The sequence below is a fragment of the Treponema denticola genome, assembly GCF_024400535.1.
Taxonomy (GTDB): Bacteria; Spirochaetota; Spirochaetia; order Treponematales; family Treponemataceae; genus Treponema_B; species Treponema_B denticola_C.
Genome location: NZ_CP038800.1, coordinates 1,588,298 through 1,611,555, shown reverse-complemented (window position 1 = coordinate 1,611,555; position 23,258 = coordinate 1,588,298). Strand labels below are relative to the sequence as shown.

At 38.0% G+C, this 23,258-nt stretch carries 22 protein-coding genes, 1 tRNA gene and 1 pseudogene; 3 read left to right on the top strand and 21 right to left on the bottom strand.

Annotation, left to right across the window (positions count from 1 at the left end):
• Positions 1-68: 68 nt before the first annotated feature.
• From citX to E4N78_RS07495, 15 genes are all read right to left on the bottom strand, one after another.
• A complete protein-coding gene (citX, locus tag E4N78_RS07565) occupies positions 69-1,376 on the bottom strand; it encodes a citrate lyase holo-[acyl-carrier protein] synthase (protein WP_255809958.1) in 1,308 nt (435 codons plus the stop codon).
• A gap of 13 nt (positions 1,377-1,389) precedes the next feature.
• Positions 1,390-2,421 carry a nucleotidyl transferase family protein gene (locus tag E4N78_RS07560; RefSeq protein ID WP_255809957.1) on the bottom strand — a complete coding sequence of 344 codons (1,032 nt, stop codon included), beginning with the start codon at positions 2,419-2,421 and terminating at the stop codon, positions 1,390-1,392.
• Positions 2,422-2,428: 7 nt separating this feature from the next.
• Positions 2,429-2,992: a Fe-S-containing hydro-lyase gene (locus E4N78_RS07555; RefSeq protein WP_002669045.1), complete on the bottom strand. Its 564-nt coding sequence runs from the start codon at positions 2,990-2,992 to the stop codon at positions 2,429-2,431.
• Between the two features lie 14 nt (positions 2,993-3,006).
• Positions 3,007-3,852 (bottom strand): fumarate hydratase, encoded by an 846-nt coding sequence (locus E4N78_RS07550; RefSeq protein WP_002671202.1) that lies wholly within the window; start codon positions 3,850-3,852, stop codon positions 3,007-3,009.
• A 78-nt stretch (positions 3,853-3,930) separates the two neighbouring features.
• Positions 3,931-4,602, bottom strand: coding sequence for a DUF2259 domain-containing protein (locus E4N78_RS07545; protein ID WP_255809956.1), 672 nt, complete (start codon positions 4,600-4,602; stop codon positions 3,931-3,933).
• 101 nt (positions 4,603-4,703) lie between these two features.
• The gene (locus E4N78_RS07540; RefSeq protein WP_255809955.1) at positions 4,704-5,915 is read right to left on the bottom strand and encodes an ABC transporter permease; all 1,212 of its coding nucleotides are present in this window, start codon (positions 5,913-5,915) and stop codon (positions 4,704-4,706) included.
• Positions 5,916-5,933: 18 nt separating this feature from the next.
• A complete protein-coding gene (locus E4N78_RS07535; RefSeq protein WP_255804283.1) occupies positions 5,934-6,383 on the bottom strand; it encodes an FMN-binding protein in 450 nt (149 codons plus the stop codon).
• A complete protein-coding gene (locus E4N78_RS07530) occupies positions 6,380-7,072 on the bottom strand; it encodes an ABC transporter ATP-binding protein (protein ID WP_002669030.1) in 693 nt (230 codons plus the stop codon). The genes E4N78_RS07535 and E4N78_RS07530 overlap by 4 nt, the downstream gene beginning before the upstream one ends.
• 27 nt (positions 7,073-7,099) lie before the next feature.
• On the bottom strand, positions 7,100-8,236 hold the full coding sequence (locus tag E4N78_RS07525; protein WP_255809952.1) for an ABC transporter permease: 1,137 nt from the start codon (positions 8,234-8,236) through the stop codon (positions 7,100-7,102).
• Between the two features lie 26 nt (positions 8,237-8,262).
• Positions 8,263-9,540 (bottom strand): ABC transporter permease, encoded by a 1,278-nt coding sequence (locus E4N78_RS07520; protein WP_255809951.1) that lies wholly within the window; start codon positions 9,538-9,540, stop codon positions 8,263-8,265.
• A 23-nt stretch (positions 9,541-9,563) separates the two neighbouring features.
• On the bottom strand, positions 9,564-10,832 hold the full coding sequence (locus E4N78_RS07515) for a Fe-S-containing protein (protein ID WP_255809950.1): 1,269 nt from the start codon (positions 10,830-10,832) through the stop codon (positions 9,564-9,566).
• A gap of 88 nt (positions 10,833-10,920) precedes the next feature.
• Positions 10,921-11,547 (bottom strand): iron transporter, encoded by a 627-nt coding sequence (locus E4N78_RS07510; protein WP_255809949.1) that lies wholly within the window; start codon positions 11,545-11,547, stop codon positions 10,921-10,923.
• Between the two features lie 87 nt (positions 11,548-11,634).
• The gene (locus tag E4N78_RS07505; RefSeq protein WP_255809948.1) at positions 11,635-12,855 is read right to left on the bottom strand and encodes an FTR1 family iron permease; all 1,221 of its coding nucleotides are present in this window, start codon (positions 12,853-12,855) and stop codon (positions 11,635-11,637) included.
• Positions 12,856-12,982: 127 nt separating this feature from the next.
• Positions 12,983-13,648, bottom strand: a complete 666-nt coding sequence (locus E4N78_RS07500; RefSeq protein WP_255809947.1) for an ABC transporter ATP-binding protein — start codon at positions 13,646-13,648, stop codon at positions 12,983-12,985.
• A 17-nt stretch (positions 13,649-13,665) separates the two neighbouring features.
• On the bottom strand, positions 13,666-14,061 hold the full coding sequence (locus E4N78_RS07495) for a DUF4418 family protein (RefSeq protein WP_255809946.1): 396 nt from the start codon (positions 14,059-14,061) through the stop codon (positions 13,666-13,668).
• Positions 14,062-14,247: 186 nt separating this feature from the next.
• Between E4N78_RS07495 and sdaAB the strand changes: the two genes are divergently transcribed.
• Positions 14,248-14,910, top strand: a complete 663-nt coding sequence (gene sdaAB, locus E4N78_RS07490; protein WP_255809945.1) for an L-serine ammonia-lyase, iron-sulfur-dependent subunit beta — start codon at positions 14,248-14,250, stop codon at positions 14,908-14,910.
• 21 nt (positions 14,911-14,931) lie between these two features.
• Positions 14,932-15,822: an L-serine ammonia-lyase, iron-sulfur-dependent, subunit alpha gene (gene sdaAA, locus E4N78_RS07485; protein ID WP_255812335.1), complete on the top strand. Its 891-nt coding sequence runs from the start codon at positions 14,932-14,934 to the stop codon at positions 15,820-15,822.
• A gap of 41 nt (positions 15,823-15,863) precedes the next feature.
• Here the strand turns inward: sdaAA and E4N78_RS07480 are convergent, their stop codons facing one another.
• The 6 genes and pseudogenes from E4N78_RS07480 to ppdK all read right to left on the bottom strand — a co-directional run bounded on the left by E4N78_RS07480 (position 15,864) and on the right by ppdK (position 21,926).
• Positions 15,864-16,307, bottom strand: a complete 444-nt coding sequence (locus E4N78_RS07480; RefSeq protein ID WP_255809944.1) for an NfeD family protein — start codon at positions 16,305-16,307, stop codon at positions 15,864-15,866.
• A gap of 133 nt (positions 16,308-16,440) precedes the next feature.
• Positions 16,441-16,644 (bottom strand): 50S ribosomal protein L31, encoded by a 204-nt coding sequence (gene rpmE, locus E4N78_RS07475; RefSeq protein WP_002669000.1) that lies wholly within the window; start codon positions 16,642-16,644, stop codon positions 16,441-16,443.
• Between the two features lie 36 nt (positions 16,645-16,680).
• Positions 16,681-17,946 (bottom strand): annotated as a pseudogene (gene rho, locus E4N78_RS07470) (transcription termination factor Rho); the annotation flags it as partial.
• Positions 17,947-18,534: 588 nt separating this feature from the next.
• Positions 18,535-18,606, bottom strand: a tRNA-Glu gene (locus tag E4N78_RS07465).
• A 104-nt stretch (positions 18,607-18,710) separates the two neighbouring features.
• Entirely contained in the window at positions 18,711-19,088 is a 378-nt protein-coding gene (gene aroH / locus E4N78_RS07460) for a chorismate mutase (protein ID WP_255809942.1), read from the bottom strand.
• A gap of 69 nt (positions 19,089-19,157) precedes the next feature.
• Positions 19,158-21,926, bottom strand: a complete 2,769-nt coding sequence (gene ppdK / locus E4N78_RS07455) for a pyruvate, phosphate dikinase (protein ID WP_255809941.1) — start codon at positions 21,924-21,926, stop codon at positions 19,158-19,160.
• Positions 21,927-22,021: 95 nt separating this feature from the next.
• Here ppdK and E4N78_RS07450 point away from each other — a divergent pair, with 95 nt between their 5' ends.
• Positions 22,022-23,254 (top strand): CapA family protein, encoded by a 1,233-nt coding sequence (locus E4N78_RS07450; RefSeq protein WP_255809940.1) that lies wholly within the window; start codon positions 22,022-22,024, stop codon positions 23,252-23,254.
• Positions 23,255-23,258 lie beyond the last annotated feature (4 nt).

Below are 23,258 nucleotides of genomic sequence, written 5' to 3'. Positions count from 1 at the left end.
ATAGAATAGGATATTTTTCAATTGTCAAATTTATTTATTCTTACCATATGGAAATCTTACTAAAACTATTACAAAATCTCCCTAATCAGCTCCAGATTGTACAAAATGATAATCTTATCGGCGGTGCCGCCTGTTGAGATATTGTTTTTTTCGCACCACGCAGAGAATTCTGTTATAGAAGCTTCTTGAGCAAGTTTATCGTTTATACAAAGAAGGCTGTAAGCTTTTTTTTGTACCTCAAGTAGGGCTTTTTCGCCCTTGCGCTTTATAATTGTAGTATCGCAGGTAGTTTCAATCATCTTAACAATAATTTTTACAAAGTCCTCACCTTCTGAAAAAGTTTTTTTATAGAGGGGAAGCCAATTTTGAAAGTGTTCTGCAAAGCCTGAAAGGGCTAAGCCCCTCACTCCCCCGCTCCCTAAATTATTAAAGGCCTGTAAAGAAGACGGGGAGCATACTTTAAGCTCAAAATCTTTTTTTAAGGGAAGAGAAAAGGCTGCAATTTCTTTGCTTAAATCGGTGAAGGCTTTTTTTTCTTTTATTATACGGAAGGCACAGGCATTTAAGATAAGAAGCAAAAATAAGGCCCCCTTATAGGTGTTTACCCCGCCCGTTAAATCTAAAAGTTTTTTTTCCTGTTTTTTCCCGTATTCACGCAAGGCCTCAAAGGATTCGCAATCTTTTTCGCTTAAATTTTTAATTGCATTCCCTATTAGGGGAATACATTCAAGCATGAGTAAAAAGTCCATATCCTTGTGGGAGCCTTGAGAATTAGCCGTAACACAGCCGAAGCCCAATGGACGGCAAAGTTCTGCAAGGAGGGAGCTTTCGGTTAAATTACCCAAAAGTTCAAAAATATCCCCATCGTAAGACGGGTCGTTAGACCAATCTTCATGAACTTTTTTTAAGATAAAATCCATTATTTCTTTTTGGGAATGAGCACGGCTTCTCGCACAGATCACGGCATCTTTTTCGCATAAAAAACATTTCCGCCTCTTATGTTTATTTTTGGGGAAATCATTACGCGAAAAAAGTTTTTCCGCAGTTAAAACATCGATATCGGCAAGACGGCCTAGGGACTCATCATCTTCAATTTTTATGCTCAAAGCCTTCACTTCCAAGGGCGGAGCATCTACAATCAAAAAAAAGATTAAGCCTTCTTCATCGGTGTAGGAATGAAAAATTTTTAGCGGAGACATCTTTTTTTTACATTCCAAAAAAATGCGGTATACAATCCAATCCGATTCGATTGAGCCCTTTTTTCCGCCCGGAATATTGGCCCTGATTACTACAAGTGTTTTAAAAGGAAAACGGTTTAAAAGTTCTTTTTCAAAGGAGTCGGTTTTTTCTCTTTTTTCCAATAAAGATAAACTCATCTTTTCTCCGGTATCAATTAGTCTTTTGTTTTAATGACCTTAAAAAATTATAAGTCGTTTCGGGTAAAAAGGATCGGACATCTTCAAGACTATTATTTTGAAATGCTTTTCTAACCTGCGTCGCGGAAATGATTTGCTGATTTTGAGTTTTTTTACGCTCAATTATTTTTACCTCACATTGAGGCGGGAGCTCATTCAATAGAGTTTGATTATATATTTCGGTACTCGGGTCTAAGGGTTCTTCTCCCAAAAAGCGGATTTTAATATTAAAAAGAGGTACAAAGTATTTTAAAAATATCCTTGCATCAAGCTGAGTTTGATTTTTGCTTATTAAACTTTTTTCTTTTAAAAAATAGGACGGAAATGTCGCTCCGCTTATTAAAAATTGAGATGAGGGAAGCACTACTACATTTTTTAAGTCTTCCGTATTTTTTTTGATAAGCATAAAACGGTCATTAAAAGAAAAAAAACTTTTGTCGGTCTCAACGGCAAAACCAAAAAGGAGGTTCTTGCTTCCGCAATAATCTAAGGCTTTTTCTATTAAATATCTGTGGCCGAGGGTAAAGGGATTTGCATTCATAACTATGGCTGCATTTCCCTCATCACTTATACCGTAAGGTATACCGTCAGGGCAATAAGGAAAGAGCTCATTCTTTAAAACCTCCTCTACGGTTTTTTCTCCCCTGTATAATAAGGAAGAATCATCCGATGAGGCTAAGTTTATAAAACCTGCCCCCGTAAAAAAAGAAACACTTGATCTTTTTGTAAATATAAAAAAGAACTTATAACCTTCTCCGTAAGCGTCTTTTAAGAGGGCCGAAAGAATCTCATCGGTAAGACCGAGGCCTTTAAATTCATCTTTTACGGCAAAGCATTTTAAGATATTTTTTTCCCGCCCTCCGCAAGCGGCCAAATTGTCGGCTTCATCAAAAATGCCGTAAACACTTTCAAGGGAGTCTGCAATAAGGCCATTTTCTTTTAAAAGAGCTGTAAATTTTTCTTTTTGACTTTTAAGCTCTAGGTTAATTTTTTGTAAATTAGTCATCTACCTTTTAGTTTAGGCTTTTTAAGTATTCTTCACGTCCCAGTTTATAAAGGTTGTTCCCCTTGGAATCGATGATGCAGGTTACGGGAAAGTCTTCAACATAGAGCTTACGGACAGCCTCAGCTCCCAAATCTTCATAGCAGATAACTTCGGCCGATTTAATTCGGCTTTTAATCAAGGCAGCGGCTCCTCCGATGGCGGCAAAATAACAAGCTCCATGTTCTATTATTTTTGCAACTACCTCATCGTTTCTTTTTCCTTTTCCGACCATAGCCATAAGCCCCTCATCTAAAAGCTGAGGTGTATAGGCATCCATTCTGTAACTGGTTGTAGGCCCTGCAGAACCTATGGGCTCTCCGGGCTTTGCAGGGCTAGGCCCTACATAATACATGACAGCCCCCTTTACATCTATGGGGAGTTTTTCTCCCTTTTCTAAAAGTTCGCATAGGCGTTTGTGAGCTGCATCTCTTCCCGTATAAATATAGCCGTTTAATAAAACAATATCTCCGGCCTTAACATCTTTTAAATCTTCCCTTGTAAAGGGTGTTGTAAGTTTTTTCATCTCAGACATTTTTCCTTCCTCCCTTATAAAGTAACTTCCTTATGGCGTGTTGCATGACAGTTTATATTTACACAAATAGGAAGACCTGCAATATGTGTGGGATAGGTTTCGATTAAAACCCTTAAAGCCGTAGTCTTACCTCCGTAACCTTGGGGGCCTATACCTAAGGCGTTGACTTTCTCAAGCATTTCTTTTTCGAGGTTAGCATAGAAAGGATCTGGATTATAACTATCCATAGGTCTCATCAAGGCTTTTTTTGCTATCAAGGTTACCTTATCTACGGTACCGCCTATTCCGACACCTACAACTATGGGAGGACAGGGGTTAGGCCCTGCAAGTTCTACAGTTTCCAATATGAATTTTTTTACCCCTTCAAGGCCGTCGGAGGGTTTAAGCATTCCAAGGCGGGACATGTTCTCGGAGCCGAAGCCCTTACCTGCAAACATAATATGAAGTTTATCGCCGGGTACGATATTATAATGGATTACGGCAGGCGTATTATCCTTTGTGTTTACCCTGTTGTAAACGGGATCGGCAACAACGGATTTTCTTAAATAACCTTCCGTATAGCCCTGTCTTACGCCCTCATTTATAGCATCTTCAATATAGCCGCCTTCAATGTGAACATCTTGTCCAATCGTAACAAAAACTACGGCCATTCCCGTATCTTGGCACATGGGCGAATTCGTATTTTTTGCAATATCGGCGTTTTCTATAATCTGATCGAGAGTATCACGGGCTAAGCTCCATTTCTCTGCTTCCCGCGACATCTTTAAACTTGTCAATACATCTTGCGGAAGATAATAAGCGGCTTCAATAGCCATCCTCTTAACTTCTTCCGTAATTTTTTTTGCTTCTACAATGTGCATACTCAAAAATACCCCCAAAAGTTATTCTTGGGGGTAATTATAGAACATTAAAAGATTACTGTCAATTGATGAGGAGAGTTACAGCTTAATAGTTTCTACCATGTAACGGATGGAGTTTCCAAGTTTATCATATTGATGTTTTTCGATTACAAAGATGAGGCTTGTGTTTGTGTTATCGATAATTACTTTTTTTATTGCATAGTCCCGTATACCTGATCTGGTTTTACCTTTTTGACCGGCTGTTTTCTTTATCTTATTGCCGTTAGGTTTGATGATTTCGACTTCAATGTAAAAGGAAGCTTCTAAATTGGATTTTTTATCCTTGTACAGCATTACCTTATACTCGTCATTGGTTTCAAAGTCTTTAAAAATCAAGGTGGTTTCGTTTATTGTAGAATCCGTAGCGGCATAAATAGCTCTTCCCTCATTTTTATCGCTTATCTTCCATTTTAAAAGAGAAGGGTTCGCCCTATCCAAAAGGCTTAAAAATATATTTTTACTGTCTTTATCGGCCGTTTCAGATGTCGGACTTGTTATAAAGCGTCCTGAAGGTAAAAACTTATTTTCTGCTACATCTACCCCATAAATTTCTGCATAGGCACGATAGGTTTGATCGGTTAATCCGTATTGTCCGAAAGCAAATTTACTTCCGTCAGCCGAAAAACCTAAATTAACAAAGGTCGCAATATCGCCTGCAAACAGAAAAAAAGAACAAAAAATAAAACAAAAAGAAATCATAGCTTTACGCATAATACACCTCTCATCTGTATAAAATATCGGTTTTTTAAAAAATAACTAAAGCCTTTTTAAAATTGAGATAAAGCCAAACTTTTATGCAATAAATCAGGCTTTTAAGATTTTGATAAAGCCGGTTCTTCTTTTGTAAAACTATACATAGTTTTAAGGGCTGCGAGGGGGCCGATTACAGAAATAAGGGCAAAGGTCAAAAGGAAGCAAACAAATGTCCAAAGAAAAGAAGGGTTTAAAAAAGGCATCTTCATTCCTGTAACAATTGCCTGATAAAATAAAAACATAATCAAACATGAAAGAACCGTTCCTATAACTGCTCCCGACATACTTATCATAAGAGATTCTAAAACCGCAAGTTCAAATAATTTCTTTTTGGTACTTCCTATTATCCTCAACATTCCGAATTCTTCTTTACGCTCATTAAAAATCGAAGAAAAAGAAACAGCCAACACGATAAATGAAAGAATCCATAGGATCGCAATAAGGATATAAACATAGACATTTAAGCTTGAAATACTTGAAGATATATTTGTCATCATCCTCTTCGATATTAAAGGATAAATTTCTTCTCCCTTAAATTCTTCTCTTATCTTTTTAGCTACCTCACCTGCGTCATATCTCGGATTAATCCTTACCATAACACTTGAAATCAAATTTTCATTTTTTGCAACAGGATGCTGCATAATTCTTTCATACTCTTTTGCAAGCTTCCGCGCATTTTCTATTGTCATAAAAATGGAATTATCAAACCCCATTCCCGTTTTAGTCAAACGGCCTGCAATCACAAAGGGTTGATTAAAAAATTTTACTTGAGAATTATAATCGCCTGATATATTACTTCCGGCTACAATTTGATTATCCAAAAGAGGAAGTTTTATCTGTTTTTTAAGCCAAGGTTTCACATTAAAATCTGAATCAAAATCGATACCTATAATCTGTAAAGGAAAAGAACAGCAGCCCGCAGAGAGGGTCGCAATAAAAAGCTGGGGAGATGCGAGTTCAACCCCTTCAATTTTTTTTACACGTTCTACGACTTCCGTATCAAAATAAAAACTATTAGGCTCCCCTCTCAATAAGGCACTTTCAATCTTTGAGTCATAACCTTGGGGCACGACAATAATATCCGCACCCAGACGATTCGAAAGTGACAACATTCCGCCCCTTAAACTTTTTACCAAAAAACTGCCTGCAAAAAGACTAAAGGCTAAAACAGCCGTAAGAATAATTAGGCTTGCAGTCCTAAAAGGTTTTCTTTTGATATTTAATTTTGCAAGCTCATAGGCAGTCAGTTTTTTTATTTGTAAATTTTCCATAGTTTTTTAGAGGTTTCCTTAATTTTCTTTTGCATTTTGCATTGCACTCTGCAATGCATTTTCAACCGCATCTTTAAACAGTTTATAAGAAATTGAAGCACCGGCAATTACATCGACATCATCAATATTTTGAGTTTCAATCAATTTTTGACCGTACTCCGCAGCTCTTAAAATAGAGGCTTGAGCAATTTTATAAAGGCCCATATTTTTTATAACTCCGTCAACCTTTCCGTATTCAGGCCCTTTTAGCTTGCCGTTTTTTTCGTAAGACAAAAATGTACACTCAACAATCTTACCCTCTTCAATTTTTATTTCAACCTCGGCTGTTCCGCCCCAATCGTCTTTAATATTGGCAAAAGACTTATAAACGCCGTCTTTATATTTTATACTCTTCTTTGTTTCCGTTTTTGAACAAGAAAAAATACAGATAAAACACAGTGCAGCCAAAATAATTTTATAATTTTTCATACATTCTCTCCTCTTGAAGGTCTTACCCTGCTCATTTTTTCAATTCTTGCTATTTTACCGTGCTCAAGAACAACCATCCGTTCAGCCTGATCTGCAACCTCAGGATCATGGGTTACAACTATGATGGTGCTTCCCGCATTATGGAGTTTTTCAAAAATTTCCATTACAAGTTTTTCGTTCTTTTCATCAAGGTTTCCCGTAGGTTCATCGGCAAGCAGGAGTTTGGGATGATTTATCAGGGCACGGGCAATACAGACACGCTGCTGTTCTCCTCCCGATAATTGATTGGGCAGATGCTTGGCTCTTTCTTTTAAACCTACACTTTCAAGGGCTTCAAGAGCTTCCTTTTCATCGGGGAGGCTGTGATAATACTGGGCCATCATAACATTTTCAAGGGCTGTAAGATAGTTTACAAGGTGAAATTGTTGAAAAACCAAGCCTATCATATCCCGCCTGACTATCGTCAATTCTTTAGAAGAAAGCTTTGAAATGTCCTGACCCGCCAAATCAATTTTTCCTAAAGAAGGCTTATCCATACAGCCGATTATGTTCATCAATGTGGTTTTACCTGAACCCGAAGGCCCCATTATAGAAAGCCACTCTCCCTCTTCAACCGTTAAATTTATTTTATCGAGGGCTTTAAGATCTCCATATATTTTTGAAATTTCGGTTAAGGTTAAAATATTCATAAATTCAAATTCTCCTTAAAATTAATATTACTCTCCGCGCAAAACAAGAGCTGGGTCCACATCCACAGTTGCCCTTACGGGAAAGAGGGAGGCAACAATAGTTATAACGATGGAAGAAATTACGGTAAAAGGTGCCAGCCTTATGGGAAAGGAAACTTCTCTTGCAAAGACACTTATACTTACATTATTTGCAAATAAGTAACCGAGCCCTATTCCTAAAATACCGCCCATGAGCCCAAGCATAACCGCTTCTCCCAAAAAATCTATAACAACACTTTTATTTGAAGCACCTAAAGCTTTTTTTAAGCCTATTTCTTTTCTGCGTTCAACTACTACGGCCATCATGGTAGTGGTTACACATATCATAGTCAAAAACAAAACAATAATGGTAACAATCCAAACAAGGGCTTGAAGTTTACTTAAAACCGTATCCTGAGATTCGGTAACACGCTTTACAAGACGGGGGGTAATACCTTTTACATCGTTTGAAACTTTTTCGGCAATTAAATTAAGATAGTCCCTGTTTCCGTCAATACTGCACTCAATTACATCGAAAGAATCATTATAGCCGACAATATTTTTTATATCCTCAAGGCTCATAAAGATAAACTCTTCTTCGACACCCCCTGTTGTAACTATGCCTGAAACCTTAAACTCGTTTACGGTTACATCTCCGTCAGGTTTTGGAGTGTTTACAATAAAATTATCTCCTACAGATAAACCTATAGCCTTACTTATTTCATGGCCGATTAAAACTTCCTTTTTTTTGTCAGGCCATTGTCCCCGCACCAGCCAATATGGACTATTGTTCTTTGCACTTATAAGATCGGTAGCTGCTATCATATAGGGCTGCTCGTTTACCTTTGCAGGTTTATAAATATAAGGAGCAAAACCTACAAGTTTGCCTGAGTCGATTTCTTTTTTAATTTTATCGATTTGTTCTTTTTTTATTTTTGCATCGCTTTCGGAAGGAAGAAATATCATATTTGCCCCGTATGAGCGGAACACTGTTCCCATCTGCCGCGGAATGTCGTAGTAAATAGTCAATAAGCCCGATAAAACGGTTGAACCGATTGCAATAGCCAGTAAAGCTACCAACATTCTTGAACGGCGCCGCAATAAAGAACTCATTATCATTTTAAAATACATCTTATTTTTAGTCATATCTTAACACCTCTAAACAGGAACATTTATTTTCCGTGCAAAACTTCCGTGGGGTTTAGCTTTAATAAATATCTTACCGACGGAAAACTTCCCAAAAGGGTAATCAAAAAAATGATAAGCACTACAATGGGAATAACCATGGGAGCCGGCGGAATCGCAGAACCGAAAACGCTTCGGCCTATTATCTGCGTTAAACCCAACCCTACAAAATATCCGGCGGCACCGCCGATAATTCCTATTACCATAACCTCAGTTAAAACCGAAACGGTAACGGCCGTATTACTTGCCCCGATTGCTTTTTTTAAGCCGATTTCAGCCCTTCTATCCATAACACTCGCCGTTACCAAGTTTGAAATACCGAGAGCCGAAGCGATCAAACTTAAAACGGTAATTAAAAGCATTAACAAGCTTGTCTTATTTAAGATAGCACCTTCGGATTCGGCCACCTGTCTTATCGGCTTTGCAACCGCATCCGTTATAACCTCCTGAATCTGATAACAAATACTGCTTACATAGGCGGTGCAATACCATATTTCCATTTCTTTTATCGTTAAACTTAAAGGGTTTCTTGCGGCCTTTCTTGCCAAATCATTATCGGGAGTTGTCAAAGCACTTACTTCGATGCTTTCACAAACATTTGTCTTTCCTAAAAATTCTTGGGCTGTATGCAATGTAGTAAAAATTACCTCATCTTCATTGCTTCCCGAATTAAAAATTGCAGAGACCTTTAAAGTTTTAGAGGCTGCAGCACTTGTAAGTTTTATCTCGTCCCCTACTTTTAAGTTATTTCTTCCTGCAAAAAGACTTCCTACCATACAGGAAGAATTATCATCATCCGAAACCCAGTTTCCGTTTACTTCCCACCATGTACGCATTCTTCTTATTCCGGTTATAACTTCCTGCCCGGTATGTAAGTCTATCCTAAAATCGAACCATGTACCCGACAGGCGGACAGGTTTATCCGCTCCGTCATAATCTACTTGCACATTTAAAAAAGGTGCATAATCGACAATATTGTATGCCCAAAATATGGTTTTAATTTTATACAATTCATCTTCTTTTAAGAATTTTTTTGTGTTTCCGGATTCTTCTCCGTAAATATCATCTAAAAGAGAAGATTCTTTATGAGCAACATTGATATTGGCTCCGTATGTTTTAAGCTCTTGGTTTACCTTATCTCCTACACCAAGCATTGTGTTAAGCATAGAAGTTGAAAGACTTGCGCCTAGGGCAATGGTAAAAGCTATCATCACCATTTTTCCTTTTTGTCTAAAAAGCGCTCCCGCTATCATTCTCCAAAACATAACTTCCCCCATAAAAACTTTTGCTATTTAAAACGATGAGCTTCGGACTCAAGGTCTGATATCTTTATTTTAATATTCCCGTCATGTACAATATAAGGAATTGGAACCGGATTGCATCCTCCGGGAAAACCTATGGTAGCCTTATTCATAACTACATCGCAAAGTTTACAGATTACTTCATTATTCCGCTCAAAATAACCGCTGGGACCGCATATATCGCAGGCATCAAGGCCTACACCGTAAGCGCCTTCACTTTTTTTTATGGCAATAAAACGCATACCGATTCCTTGCTCCGTTATATATTCATAGCGGTGAAGTTTATCATCTTCCAATTGCTCTAAGGAAATAACAGCCATACCGTCTGCAATCGTATAATTTTCAGGCGGAGACAAAGGAACTTCTCTATCTACATAAAAACGCAAAAAGGATAAAGAAAAAACAGAAATCACTAAAAGGCTTAAAGAAAATCGAGCCCACCTTTTTGCATTACGTTTTTTTGCTTTTATTTTTCTTAATTCGGCATTGTTATTATATGCTTCGGTAATTTTAATATTTTTTTTCCATAAAAGAATCGGAGCAAACATTATAAACACAATGACGGCAAATATAAAAAAGTTTCCGTTATTCACCACCATTGCAATAAACCAAAAAATAAAATTATTCCGCGGAATTATTCTTAAAGAATATAAACGCTGGATTATTACCACAATTTGAGTTATCCCTAAAATACAAAGAGAAGCTATTACGGTAATATTTAATTCGATATCAGATAACTTTATTAAGGTTTTATAAATTGAAAGACTTGCAAGAACAATAAAAACTATTCCGAGCAAGTAGCCTATAAGTCTATATAAAACGAGGGTGCTTACCGCACTTTCGCCGTAATTAACCAAGGTTGTAGAAAGAGTTATTATAACGGGAAGATAATAAAATATCGTTGCAGCCGTATATAAAAAAACGGTTGTACCGAAAATATTTTCGTACAATAAAGATTTTTTCGCTTTTGTTTTAAACAGTAAAAGAATAATTAAAATTAAGAAAAATATACTGACGGGAATCATCGACCAAAAAGCAAAATTGGTTCTATTTATGTAATTAGGAATAGATCTTAATATTGCAGAAACAATACTGCCGATAAATCCTGTGAGTATACCTAAAAAAACAATATACCGTTTTTTTTCGGGTCTTTGGGTTCTAAATGAAGCAAAAACAACTGCAAGAACTAAGGCAAAGCCTATGCCTGCTTCAATAACCCTTATATAAAATTTTAAAATGGTGCACCTCCAAAACATCAAAAGTAACCGCCCAAGCTAAAGCCTCGGCGGTTACAAATTGAATGAGTAATTAGTATTAAATTATACTACTACCGATTGGACAAGTTTACCACTGAGGTCCTGTCCATTCAAAATCTTTCCATTCAACAACGATGGGTTCCGTCCAGAAACGGCCGGTAACGCCTGTTTCTTTGTCGACATGGAGAAGATAATCATTTCCCGGTGCCTTAATTTCAAACTTGATATTGTACTTACCTAAGCCTTCTTCAAATTTTACGTTAGCACCATAGTGAGGTCCGTCACTGGCATTCATCGGCATAAATGCAACTTCCTGTACCTTTGAAGAACCTACTTTTTGGATGTAAGCCTTAACATGTAAGTAAGGAACAAAGTCGCCGGCACCGTAACCCAATGTTGCACCTTTGTCATTGGCAGAAATATCGGCTTCCATGTGGCAATCAGCTTCGTTCTTTGACAAACTGTTACCGGCAGGTTCCATATCTACAGGCTGAAAATAAACACCTGCAACCGTTAATATCCCGGCATCTTGCTCATCGCCGATGGGGAACTCGTCAAAACCGGCAGCGCCTTCCTCGTGGGGTTTAGGGGCAGCCGTTTTCTCTTCAGTAGGAGCAGGTTTCGCAGCCTGCTGTACCGCTTCTTTTTTTTCGCATGATGTAATTACAAAAGCAATTGCAAGCAATGCAAAAATACAAGATAAAGTTTTTTTCATTTAAAAACTCTCCTCTATATTTAATTTTTTTGGACTAAATTAATTATCCCCGCCTTCTTCTTTCTTTTTTAATTCGGCAAGAATCTTTTAATTTTTTTTGACATATAAACTTGAAAACACAATAATCGTAATTAAAACTATTATTTGAGGTATCAAGCTTTCATAGGTTGCATATATGCCTAAAAAATCCAACTCAAAACTTTGCATCCACGGGATTATAGTCTTTCCGACCACACCTGCAGCCTGCAATTCCGAAACGCCCTTTCCCGTAAACGAAAAACAAAGTATGTACATCAAAATACTTGTTACGGTAAAAAACGGCTTTAAGGGCAGTTTTACACTTAAAAATCTAAATGCAAGGAAAACACCGGCTAAAATAATCACCGATAATACAATAGCTAAAATCATAGCTCTTTGACCGCTTGCACCTTGAACGGGAACTCCTTGGAAGAATAAAATAAGTTCGGCTCCTTCCCTTGCTACGGCAATAAAGGCAGCAAAAATCAAGACCCACTTATTACCGGTCGATACCGAAGATTCAACCTTCTTTTTAATATATCTTTCCCATGCTTCCGTTTCCGATTTTGAAATCATCCAGTTGCTTACATAGAACAAAACTATTACGGCAACGAACATTCCGATGCCTTCAAAAACCTCTTGAGCTATACCGCTTTGCGCACCTGCCAATAAACCGAATAAAAAAGCTAAAACTATACTTACAAGAATACCTGCAAGAGCTCCGATATAAACGGAAGATATGTACTTCTTTTTTCCGGTTTTTACAAGATAAGCGATAATAGCCGCTATAACCAAAATAGCTTCCAAGCCTTCACGCAGTATAAGCACAAAACATGAAATAAAGGTTGCAACAGCCGCCGACTTTCCGCTTCCTCCCTTATCATTGGAAGTGCCGTCAAGCTCGGCTGCATCATGGTAGAGCATCGCTATAAGGGCATCCTTATGAGCTCTTATCATTTCGCTATCCTTATCGCTTTTTACGTTTTTTCTGTACTCATAAAAAGCGTTTTCGACAGCCGTTTTGCGAGCACCGGAAAGATAGCTCATCGTTATTTTTTCCATTCCCTTGGATTCGTAATATCTAAAATAAGCGGCATTTACTTCGTCATAGGCTTCGCGGGTCTTCCCCTGTGTATACAATTCGTATGCATTATTCAGATGAATTTCCATCTTTTCGACTATTTTAGTCCATGAACTCAAGTCTTCTTTTTCTTTAGCTGAAACAGAAAACAAAAAAACAAAGAAAATCAAAAGAACCGATAAAAATCTTTTAAAACTATTATTAAACATATTAACTCCAATTTTGTAGCCAAGACTTACAAAATTCTACTTCAAGTATATCAAGTCAAAAAAACAATGTCAAGATTATCTTACATATTTTTTTAATTTTTTTCTAATAACAGAAACGGTACTAAAATCAAGTTTTAGTTAATTCTCCATCATTCATTCTATACATAGTACTATCCTCATTTAAAATTTCAAAATCATGTGTTACGATTAAAACGGCAGTTCCCAGTTTATTAACACTTTTTATAAGATTCATAACCGTTTCAGAAGTTTCCTTGTCAAGATTTGCTGTAGGTTCGTCTGCAATAAGCAATTTAGGAGAATTCATAAGAGCTCTTGCTATCAACATCCGCTTTATTTCTCCGCCGGATAAATTTTGGGGCATCTCATCCTTTAAATGAGCTATATCCATAAGCTCCAAGAGGCTTAAAGCCCTACCCTCACTGTCGCCGTCCCTGTTAAATAAAAAAAACGGAACCCTTACATTATCAAATACCGAAAGATTCGGCAAATAAGCTAAAGACTGAGGAACAAAGCCTATCGACTCATTTCGGTAAAAGCTCTTAGCGGTATCGCTCATAGATGAAATATCTTCATCTTCAAAAAAAACCTGCCCTTGGGTAGGATCCAAAATACCGGATATTAAATTAAGAAAGGTTGTTTTTCCTGAACCCGAACGTCCTACAATGAATACAAAATCGGAAGCGGAAATGGAAAAGTCAACATCTTTTACTGCAAAAAAAGAGTTTTTACCTCTGGCAAAGGATTTGGAAAGCGATTTAGTTTTTAAAAGCATAAGTTTCCTTTTATATACTATTCAAATTTTTCTTTGCGTGAAAGAACAACATAAACAAGGCTTACCGTAATCAAAGCAATCGCTAATAGAATAACTATAGGCTTTGTATAAACATTACAGCTCATATTTGGGTGCTTACAGGTGCCTATAACAATAGTTTCAAGCAAAATAAGACTTACTCCGGTTCCGATATTATAGACGGATATTCCGAAGCTCGATTTTTTACAAATAAAAGAAGCAATGCCCGATAAGGCTATCAGCCCCCCTAACAACCTCACAGCTTCTCCCATCCAATGACATTTCATAAAACTGCCGTCAGCCTTAGGAGGACATACATGGGCAAAACCGAATGGAGCAAATAAAACCAATAAACCGATTATAATAATAAGAGCACTGAATATATATCTTTTCATATTTTCCTTTCCTATAATTTATAAAATTTAAAATATCATATGGAGTATAGACACATCAAAAAAAAATGTCAATCTCATATTACATAAATTTTAAATAATATGTTTTTTTCTAAAAAACCAACAAGGTTTTTATATATACCCGTCATATTGACCTCAGCAATTTTTTTTTATATAATATCGCTCAATATGGATATCTTTGATATTATAGGCCCGATTATGATAGGGCCGTCCAGTTCGCATACGGCAGGAGCCGTAAGAATAGGCTATTTAACAAGGGTTCTTCTTGCAGAACCTGCTATAAAAGCAAGAGTGTACTTACACGGTTCCTTTGCCTACACCTATAAAGGGCACGGTACCGACAGGGCCATTGCAGCAGGTATTATGGGAATGAAACCTGAAAATGAGCGTATAAGAAACAGCTTAACCCTTGCAAAAGAACAAGGTTTGGACATCACCTTCGAGCCTATCGACATTCCTAATGCCCACCCAAACACGGCATTGATTGAACTGACTGGTATTGACGGAAAAGAGATTTCCGTGCAAGGCTCCTCCATAGGGGGCGGAAATATTCTAATTACCAAAATAAACGGAAAACCTGTAGAGTTAAGCGGTAAAAACCCTACACTCGTAGTAGAATATCAAGATATTCCCGGAAGAATAGCTGCCATTACAAGCGTAACGGCAAAACACAAGATAAATATTTCGCAAATTCATATCGGAAGAGACTACCGAGGAGGAACCGCCACAATGTGCCTTCAAATGGACGGTTTAAGCGTAGGCCCCGATTTAAAGGATGATATTTTAAAAATAGAGCATATTTACAATATCATACTAATTCAACCTGTATAATAAAGGGTATAAACTATGAAAATAAAAACGATAGAGTATAAAAAAATAGAAGACCTGATACAAAAAGCATCAGAAAACTCTTTAAGAATTTCCGATATTATTTTAGAAGACCAAAGCTCCGCCCTCGAAGAAACTAAAGAGCACTGCTTTGAAAGAATGCAGGAGCATTTAAATGTAATGCTTGAAGCAATTGACAAAGGAACAAACCCGGATATACGCTCGACAAGCGGCCTTACGGGCGGAGATGCTTATAAAATATACGAAAGATCTGAAAACGGAAAAGCACTCTGCGGCCCACTCCTTGCTAACGGCATAAGAATGGCAATGGCCGTTTCCGAATTAAACGCTTCAATGGGAAAAATAGTTGCAGCCCCCACTGCCGGCTCTTGCGGTATTCTCCCCGGTGCAATCGGAGCCGTTTTAAAAACAAAGGATGTAAAAAAAGAAGATGCCGTTATGTCCTTGTTTACAGCCGGAGCTATCGGCATGGTTATAGCTAACACGGCTTCTATTTCGGGAGCTGAGGGCGGATGTCAAGCCGAATGCGGCTCGGCCTCAGCCATGGCAGCAGGAGCCATAGTAGAAATGTGCGGAGGAACCCCGGAAATGGTAGGCCATGCAACGGCTATTGCCCTTAAATGTATCTTAGGTCTTGTTTGCGACCCTGTAGCAGGCTTGGTTGAAGTTCCTTGTATAAAACGGAATGCTTCCGGTGTAAGCCTTGCCTTCACAGCAGCAGAGCTTGCCCTGGCAGGAATCAAAAGTGCTATCCCCGTAGACGAGGTTATAATAGCCATGAAAAAAGTCGGAGATTCTATGCCTTCAGCCTTGAGAGAAACTGCCGAAGGAGGCCTCGCCTGTACAGCCACAGGCAAAAGACTTCAAAAAGAAATATTCGGAAAAACTTTATAAAATGGTATCTTAAAAACCGAATTTTTAAAGGACCTTAAAAGTTATTTTTCAGCCTTTTCAACAATGTAGGTAAGCCCTTCCCGCCTTAGGACTCTGACCATTGAGCCTGCAGGAATTTCTTCCGAAAGGGAGCGGGCACTCCATGTTGTACCCTGATACTTTATTCTGCCTTCCTTGTTATGAAAAACCGTTTCAATAACATCGGCAAACTCTTCCGCTTCTTTGTCGCTTTTTTTATCCGAATAGAAAATAGTCCCCTTAAAAATAGGAGTGAATTTTTTACGCAAAAAAATCAAAGAGAAAACGGAACAAATAACAAAGATTATTATTTGAAGCCAAAGAGCTTGATTAATAAAAGGAATTAAACTAAAAACAGAAGTAAAAACAGCTCCGAAGCCGAAGAAGATAATAACAAGACCGGGAATTATAAGCTCCAAGCCTATACACAACACACCGATCAAAAGCCAGATAGACCACCATCCCATAAACTACCCCTATAAAAACTTTATACAATATCGACAAACAGAGATTCAGAATTCCTGCCGAGCTGTTTATCAATCCTCCATAAAACCAAAAAGCATAAGCACGAGAAAACCCGTGCTTAGCTTATAAAGACAATTAGTCTTTAATATTGTATCGCTTCTTAAAGCGATCAATTCGTCCTGCAGTGTCAACAAGTTTTTGTTTTCCTGTAAAAAAAGGATGACACTGAGAGCAGATTTCAACCTTGATATCTTTTACTGTGGAACGCGTATTTATTACGTTTCCGCAAGCGCAAGTAACGGTTGTTTCTTCATATTTCGGATGAATATCTTTTTTCATACAAACCTCCCAAGGTAGTGTTATAATATACAATATTTACTCTTTTTGTGCAAGACCGGCATTCATTGATTTTAAGAAAGCTTCATTATTCTTGCTCTTATTCATTTTATCTATTAAGAATTCGATAATATCGGCATCATCCATCGAGCTGATGAATTTGCGTAATATCCACATAAGCTGCATTTCTGCTTCCGTTAATAAAAGTTCTTCTTTTCGAGTTCCCGAGCGCTTTATATTGATTGCAGGGAATAAACGGCGGTCGGAAAGCTTTCTGTCTAGATTTACTTCCATATTGCCCGTTCCCTTAAATTCTTCAAAAATAACCTCGTCCATCTTGCTGCCGGTTTCAATAAGAGCCGTAGCTATTATCGTTAAACTTCCGCCTTCTTCGATATTTCTTGCAGCACCGAAAAAGCGTTTAGGTTTATGAAGAGAGTTCGAATCCACACCTCCGGATAGAACTTTACCCGAAGTAGGCATAGTCTGGTTATAGGCCCTTGCCAAACGGGTAATTGAATCCAAAAGAATAACTACATCCCTCTTGTGCTCAACAAGGCGTTTTGCCTTTTCAAGTACCATTTCAGCAACTTGAACATGGCGGGTTGCCTGCTCATCAAAGGTAGAAGAAATAACCTCGGCATTTACCGTGCGCTCCATGTCGGTAACTTCTTCAGGACGCTCATCTATCAAAAGAACTATAAGATAAACTTCAGGATGATTGGCTGTAATTGCATTGGCTATCTTTTGAAGCATTATCGTTTTTCCCGTACGAGGAGGAGCTACAATCAATCCTCTCTGCCCCTTTCCTATGGGACAGAACAAGTTCATAATTCGGGTAGAAATTTCTTGAGTAGTTGTTTCAAGGTTTAATTTTTCTCTAGGATAAAGAGGAGTAAGGTTATCAAACGGAATACGGCGTTGAGATTTTGCAGGCTCATCAAAGTTGACGGTTTCAACCCTTAAAAGAGCAAAATATCTTTCACCCTCTTTTGGGGAGCGGATTTGGCCGTAAACCGTATCTCCCGTTTTAAGATTAAAAAGTCTTATCTGGCTGGGAGAAACATAAACATCATCAGTTCCCGTCAAATAGCTGTTTTGAGGCGAGCGTAAAAAACCGTATCCATCAGGAAGGGTCTCTAAAGAGCCTGATGCAAAAATACTACCGCCCTGATTGGTATGATTTTTAAGAATATGGTAAATAACATCCTGTTTTTTCATTAAGGACAGCTCATCCTCTGGTACACCGTATTTTACGGCCATATCCCGCAAATCATGCATACGCATCTTTGTAAGATCGTTTATAATAATTTTAAAAGAAGTATCCGATACTGGCGGGACTTCTTCTTTTTCTTCTTGAATATCCTTAGGCATTTTTTTTCTTGCAGGTAGACTTGTTTTTTTTGCAGGTTTGGTTTCAGCTTCATCAGAAGAAATTACAGCCTTTTTTCTTCCTCGGGAACGGACAACAACTTTTTTTTCAAGAACTTCATCGTCTGCTTCGTTGTTTTGCTCAATTCTTGTCTGTTCTACAGCAGCTTGAATCTGATTTGCCGAACTAAGGGATAGGTCATCAGCCTGTTCATCGGATTGGCTAAGACCTAAGTTTTCATTAGAATCAATCCCCGTATCAAACAAGGTATCCTCAGAAACTTGCGGCAAAGCTTTTCTTTTTCTTATTGTCATCGGATTTTTCTCCTATGCTCTGTAACTTACATATATCATTCTAAAATTCAGTATTCGGATTAAGTCACCGAAAAAGATATGTAAAAATGATGAATTGGTTACTATTGAATAGATTTTTAGTTTAACAAATTTATATTATTTTGTCAAGTAAAGTTTTTTTAGCTTTAAAATTACTAAAAAAATACCCCCGATTAAATCGAGGGTATCCATCTCCTAGGGGAATTGAACCCCTGTTGTCGGGATGAAAACCCGATGTCCTAACCACTAGACGAAGGAGACATAGTCAAACGCATCGCGTTGAAACGCATTGCGCTGATGAGAATGGAATATATCATATTTTTATAATTATGTCAAGCAAAATTACAAAATTTACAAAAATTCTTTTATTTATCCGTATTCCTTATCAAGTCAGGCCGCAAAACCTCGGCTCCTCCGATATAAATATGATTCGGCTTTTTCCTGGAATAATAATAGATTAAAATTCTAATGGTTTTTGGTAAACTACCTTCCACATAAGGCTCTAAAGCACAAAAAAGAGCTGTATTTTCTGCAAAGCCGTTCTTTCTTAAAGCCGATGCGGGATTTAAAGCCTTTATATCGGAGGTAACCGTAAATTGTATTGAAACTATGTCCTTTTCAGATAGGGAATTTTCTCTTAATATTTGAGTATAAAGACTTACAATTGCCAAAGAGATGCTGTTTTCATTGTCTTCACAGCATACGGCTCCGCGCAATGCTCTTAATTTTTTTATAAAATTCATTTTTTAACTTAAAATCTTTAAATTAAAGCACTGCATCTTAACAAAGATACAGTGCTTTAAAATTAATTTTTATTTGGCAGGCTTCTTAGCCAGCTTTTTAGCAGTTTTAGAGGCAGCCTTGGAGGGCTTTTTTACACCGGTCTTAGCTTTTGAAGCTTCAACTTCGGCCTGAGCTGCAGCAAGCCTTGCTATAGGAACTCGTAAGGGTGAAGCTGAAACATAGTCCATTCCGGCCTTACAGAAAAACTTAACCGAATTTAAATCTCCTCCGTGTTCACCGCAAACACCTATTTCCAAGTTCTTTTTGACTTCCCTGCCCTTTTGAATAGCGGAAGCTACCAGCATACCGACACCTTCTTGATCTAAGGACTGGAAGGGGTCAGCCTTAAATACACCGGCTTTGTTTTCATCTACATATTCGGGAAGGAATTTACCTGCATCATCCCGGCTTATACCAATGGTCATCTGAGTAAGGTCGTTTGTACCGAAGGAGAAAAATTCTGCATGTTCTGCTATTTTGTCAGCAAGAAGGGCTGCCCTCGGAGTTTCAATCATAGTACCGACCATATACTTAAGCTTTTTATCCTTAGCCTTTTTCTCTATGATGTCATCTGCTACTTTGCGTATTTGTTTTTCCAAGATCTTAAATTCTTTTGCATCGATTGTAAGAGGAATCATTATTTCGGGTAAAACATCAATTCCTTTCTTTTGGACTGTACAAGCAGCATTTATAATGGCTGTAACCTGCATTTCAAGAATTTCAGGATAGGTGATGCTCAAGCGGCAGCCCCTGTGTCCCAACATCGGGTTTGCTTCGGTCAGCTGGTCTACACGGTTTTTAACGCTTGCAAAGCCGATATTGAGCTTTTCTGCTAATTTTTGCTGTCCTTCCTTATCATGAGGAACAAATTCGTGTAAGGGCGGGTCTATCAAGCGGATTGTTACAGGATAACCGTTCATAGCCTTAAAGATACCCTCAAAATCCTTTGTCTGATATGGAAGCAGTTTTTTTAAAGCCTTTTCTCTAGCTTCCTTGTTTTCTGCAATAATCATCTCTCGGATAGCCTCTATACGGTTTTCATCACTAAAGAACATATGCTCGGTTCGGCAAAGCCCGATACCTTGGGCTCCATGGCCTACGGCAATCTTAGCGTCTTCGGGCGTATCGGCATTTGTTCTTACCTTTATTTTTCGTATCTGATCAACCCATTCCATGATTTTTTTATAGGCTGCAGGAGGCTTAGGAGTAATTAAGGGTAACTCGCCCTTATAAACAGCTCCCTTTGAACCGTCCAAGGTTATATAATCACCTTCTTTTAAGACAATACCCTTGGCAGAAACTTCTTTTTTCTCGTAATCGATTCTTAAATTTTCACAGCCTACTATACAGCATTTTCCCCAGCCTCTGGCAACTACGGCTGCATGGCTGGTTTTTCCTCCGGTTGCTGTTAAAATACCCTCGGCAGCGTGCATACCGCCTACATCTTCGGGGCTTGTTTCATGGCGGACTAAAACTGCTCTTTTACCGTCCTTTGAAGCAGCTTCCGCAGCTTCTGCCGAAAGACAGATTATACCGCATGCAGCTCCCGGAACGGCAGGAATACCGTCAACAAGATGGGCGGATTTTAAATCGGCAGCCTTCGAATAATCCAAAGCCTTGTAGAATACGCCTTCAATATCCGAAGCCTTAATACGGCTAATGGCTTCTTCCTTGGTTATAAGTTTTTCTTCCACCATATCTACAGCCATCTGGAAGGCGGCTGCAGGAAGTCTCTTACCGGTTCGGCATTGGAGCATGTACAATTCACCTTCTTCAACGGTAAATTCCATATCCTGCATATCCTTATAATGCTTTTCAAGTATTTTGCGTGCATCGCAAAGTTTTTTATAAGCGGAGGGATCTTTTTTTGCAAATACATCGAGCTTAATGGGAGTTCTAATTCCAGCAACAACATCTTCGCCTTGTGCATTAAAAAGATATTCACCGTAAAACTCGTTTTTACCCGAATTCGGGTCGCGTGTAAAGCAGACTCCTGTACCCGAATTATCTCCCTTGTTTCCGAATACCATCTGCATAACATTTACAGCCGTACCGCGGATTCCTACAATGTTTTCAACCCTTCGGTAAGTAACGGCCTTATCGGACATCCAAGAACCGAAGACTGCTCCTATAGCACCCCAAAGCTGTTTTATAGGATCTTGCGGGAAGGGAGATTTTATTTCTTTTTCATAAAGTTTTTTAGATCTATCTATAACTTCCTGCAATTCCGGTTCGTTTACATCGGTATCCGAAACCTTTGCAGGCTGAGCAAGATTAAGACGCTTTTTTGTTCTTTTTCCTTTTACATCATCAAAAATTTTATCGAATTTTTCCCGTTCAATATTCATTGCCGTAGAACCGTACATCAAAATAAACCTACGGTAAGCATCCAGGGCAAACCTTAAATTTCCGGTCTTTTCAGCCAAACCTTGAACGGATTGGTCATTTAAGCCTAGGTTCAAAATTGTCTCCATCATTCCGGGCATCGAAACGGGAGCTCCCGATCGAACGGAAACCAAAAGAGGATCTTTTTTGTCCCCCAGCTTTTTTCCGGTAATTTTTTCCAACTTTGAAAGATAAGATTCGACTTGAGCTTTTAGTTCGACAGGATACTTTCTGTTATTTTTATAATACTCTTCGCAAACCTCGGTTGTAATAGTAAATCCGGCAGGAACAGGAAGCCCTATAGCCGTCATTTCGGCCAGACCGGCACCCTTGCCTCCCAATACTTCCTTCATCGTACCATTACCTTCAGCGCTACCTCCGCCAAAAAAATATACATATTTTGACTTTGCCATTGCATTGTCCTCCTTGAACATTGAACAATTATTACAATATATTTGTATATTGTATCTTGTATAATATCAATTGTCAATGTATAATTATAACAATTATGAAAAAAAATCTTAAGTCTTATTTATTTTTATTTATCACAGCGGCATTTTTTATTTTAAATTCCTGTAATTCAACCGAAATTTCCGAATCAAAATTACCTGAAAAAAAAGATGATATAAGCGAACTTGTTTTAAGTTTCTCAGGCGACATTATGGCTCATGATATCAATTTTAAAATGAAAGACTATAATCGAATCTATAATGATATCAGAGAGATTCTTTTAAACGATGATGTAACATTCGGAAATGTGGAAACACCGGTATGTGAGGAAAGACCGCTTTCAACTTTTCCATGTTTTAATATACATAAAGATTATCTTAAAGCTGCAATAGATGGGGGATTCGATGTCTTTTCCTTTGCCAATAATCACACCAACGATCAAGACATTCAAGGAATTGACGGCACAATTAAAAGCTTTAATGCTTTAAAAGAAGAGTACAAAAATAAGGAACTTTTTTCTTCCGGTTTAAAAAACAAAGAAGATGAAGACTTTAAACCTGTCTTAATCGAAAAAAAAGGCTGGAAGATTTTATTTTTATCTATAACGGAGCTTATCAACTCTCACGGCAAATCAAAGCACAGGCTTTATTACTCGGAACCCTCAAAAGCAGGAAGGGAAAAACTTCTTTTATCCATAAAAAAAATGAGGGAAGAAAATCCTTGCGATATTTTTATTCTTTCCCTTCATCTAAACGAAGCGGAATACGGCCTTAAGGTTTTAGAAGGTAAAAAGACATGGTTTAAGGCCTTAGCCCAAGCAGGAATAGATGTAGTTTGGGCTCACCATCCCCATGTTTTACAGGATTGGGAGCTTTCCGAAGTGGAAATCTTAACCGATGATTCCAAAAAAGATATTATTCAAATCAATAAAGGAGAGAATAATGAACCTCTTGACTCTTTGCTCACACATAAAAAAAATGCCTTTTTTATGTACTCTATGGGAAATTTTATTTCGGGTCAAAGGTGGAAGGTGAACTATGCCGATCCGGCCTATTACAGGGAATATACGGGAGACTCAATAATAATGCAGTTACATTTTAAAAAAATAAACGGTATCTTGCAGCCTGAAATAGAGGCAGCCCCTGTTTTAATTACAAACTATAATGAAAAAGATGCACCCGTAATAAAACGCTTTACCCAAGAATGGGTTGAGACCCTTCCCGAAAAAGAAAGGGCCTACTATCTTAAAAGGCTTGAGCTTATGAGGGCTTACTTGCCTAAGCTAAAATAAAAAC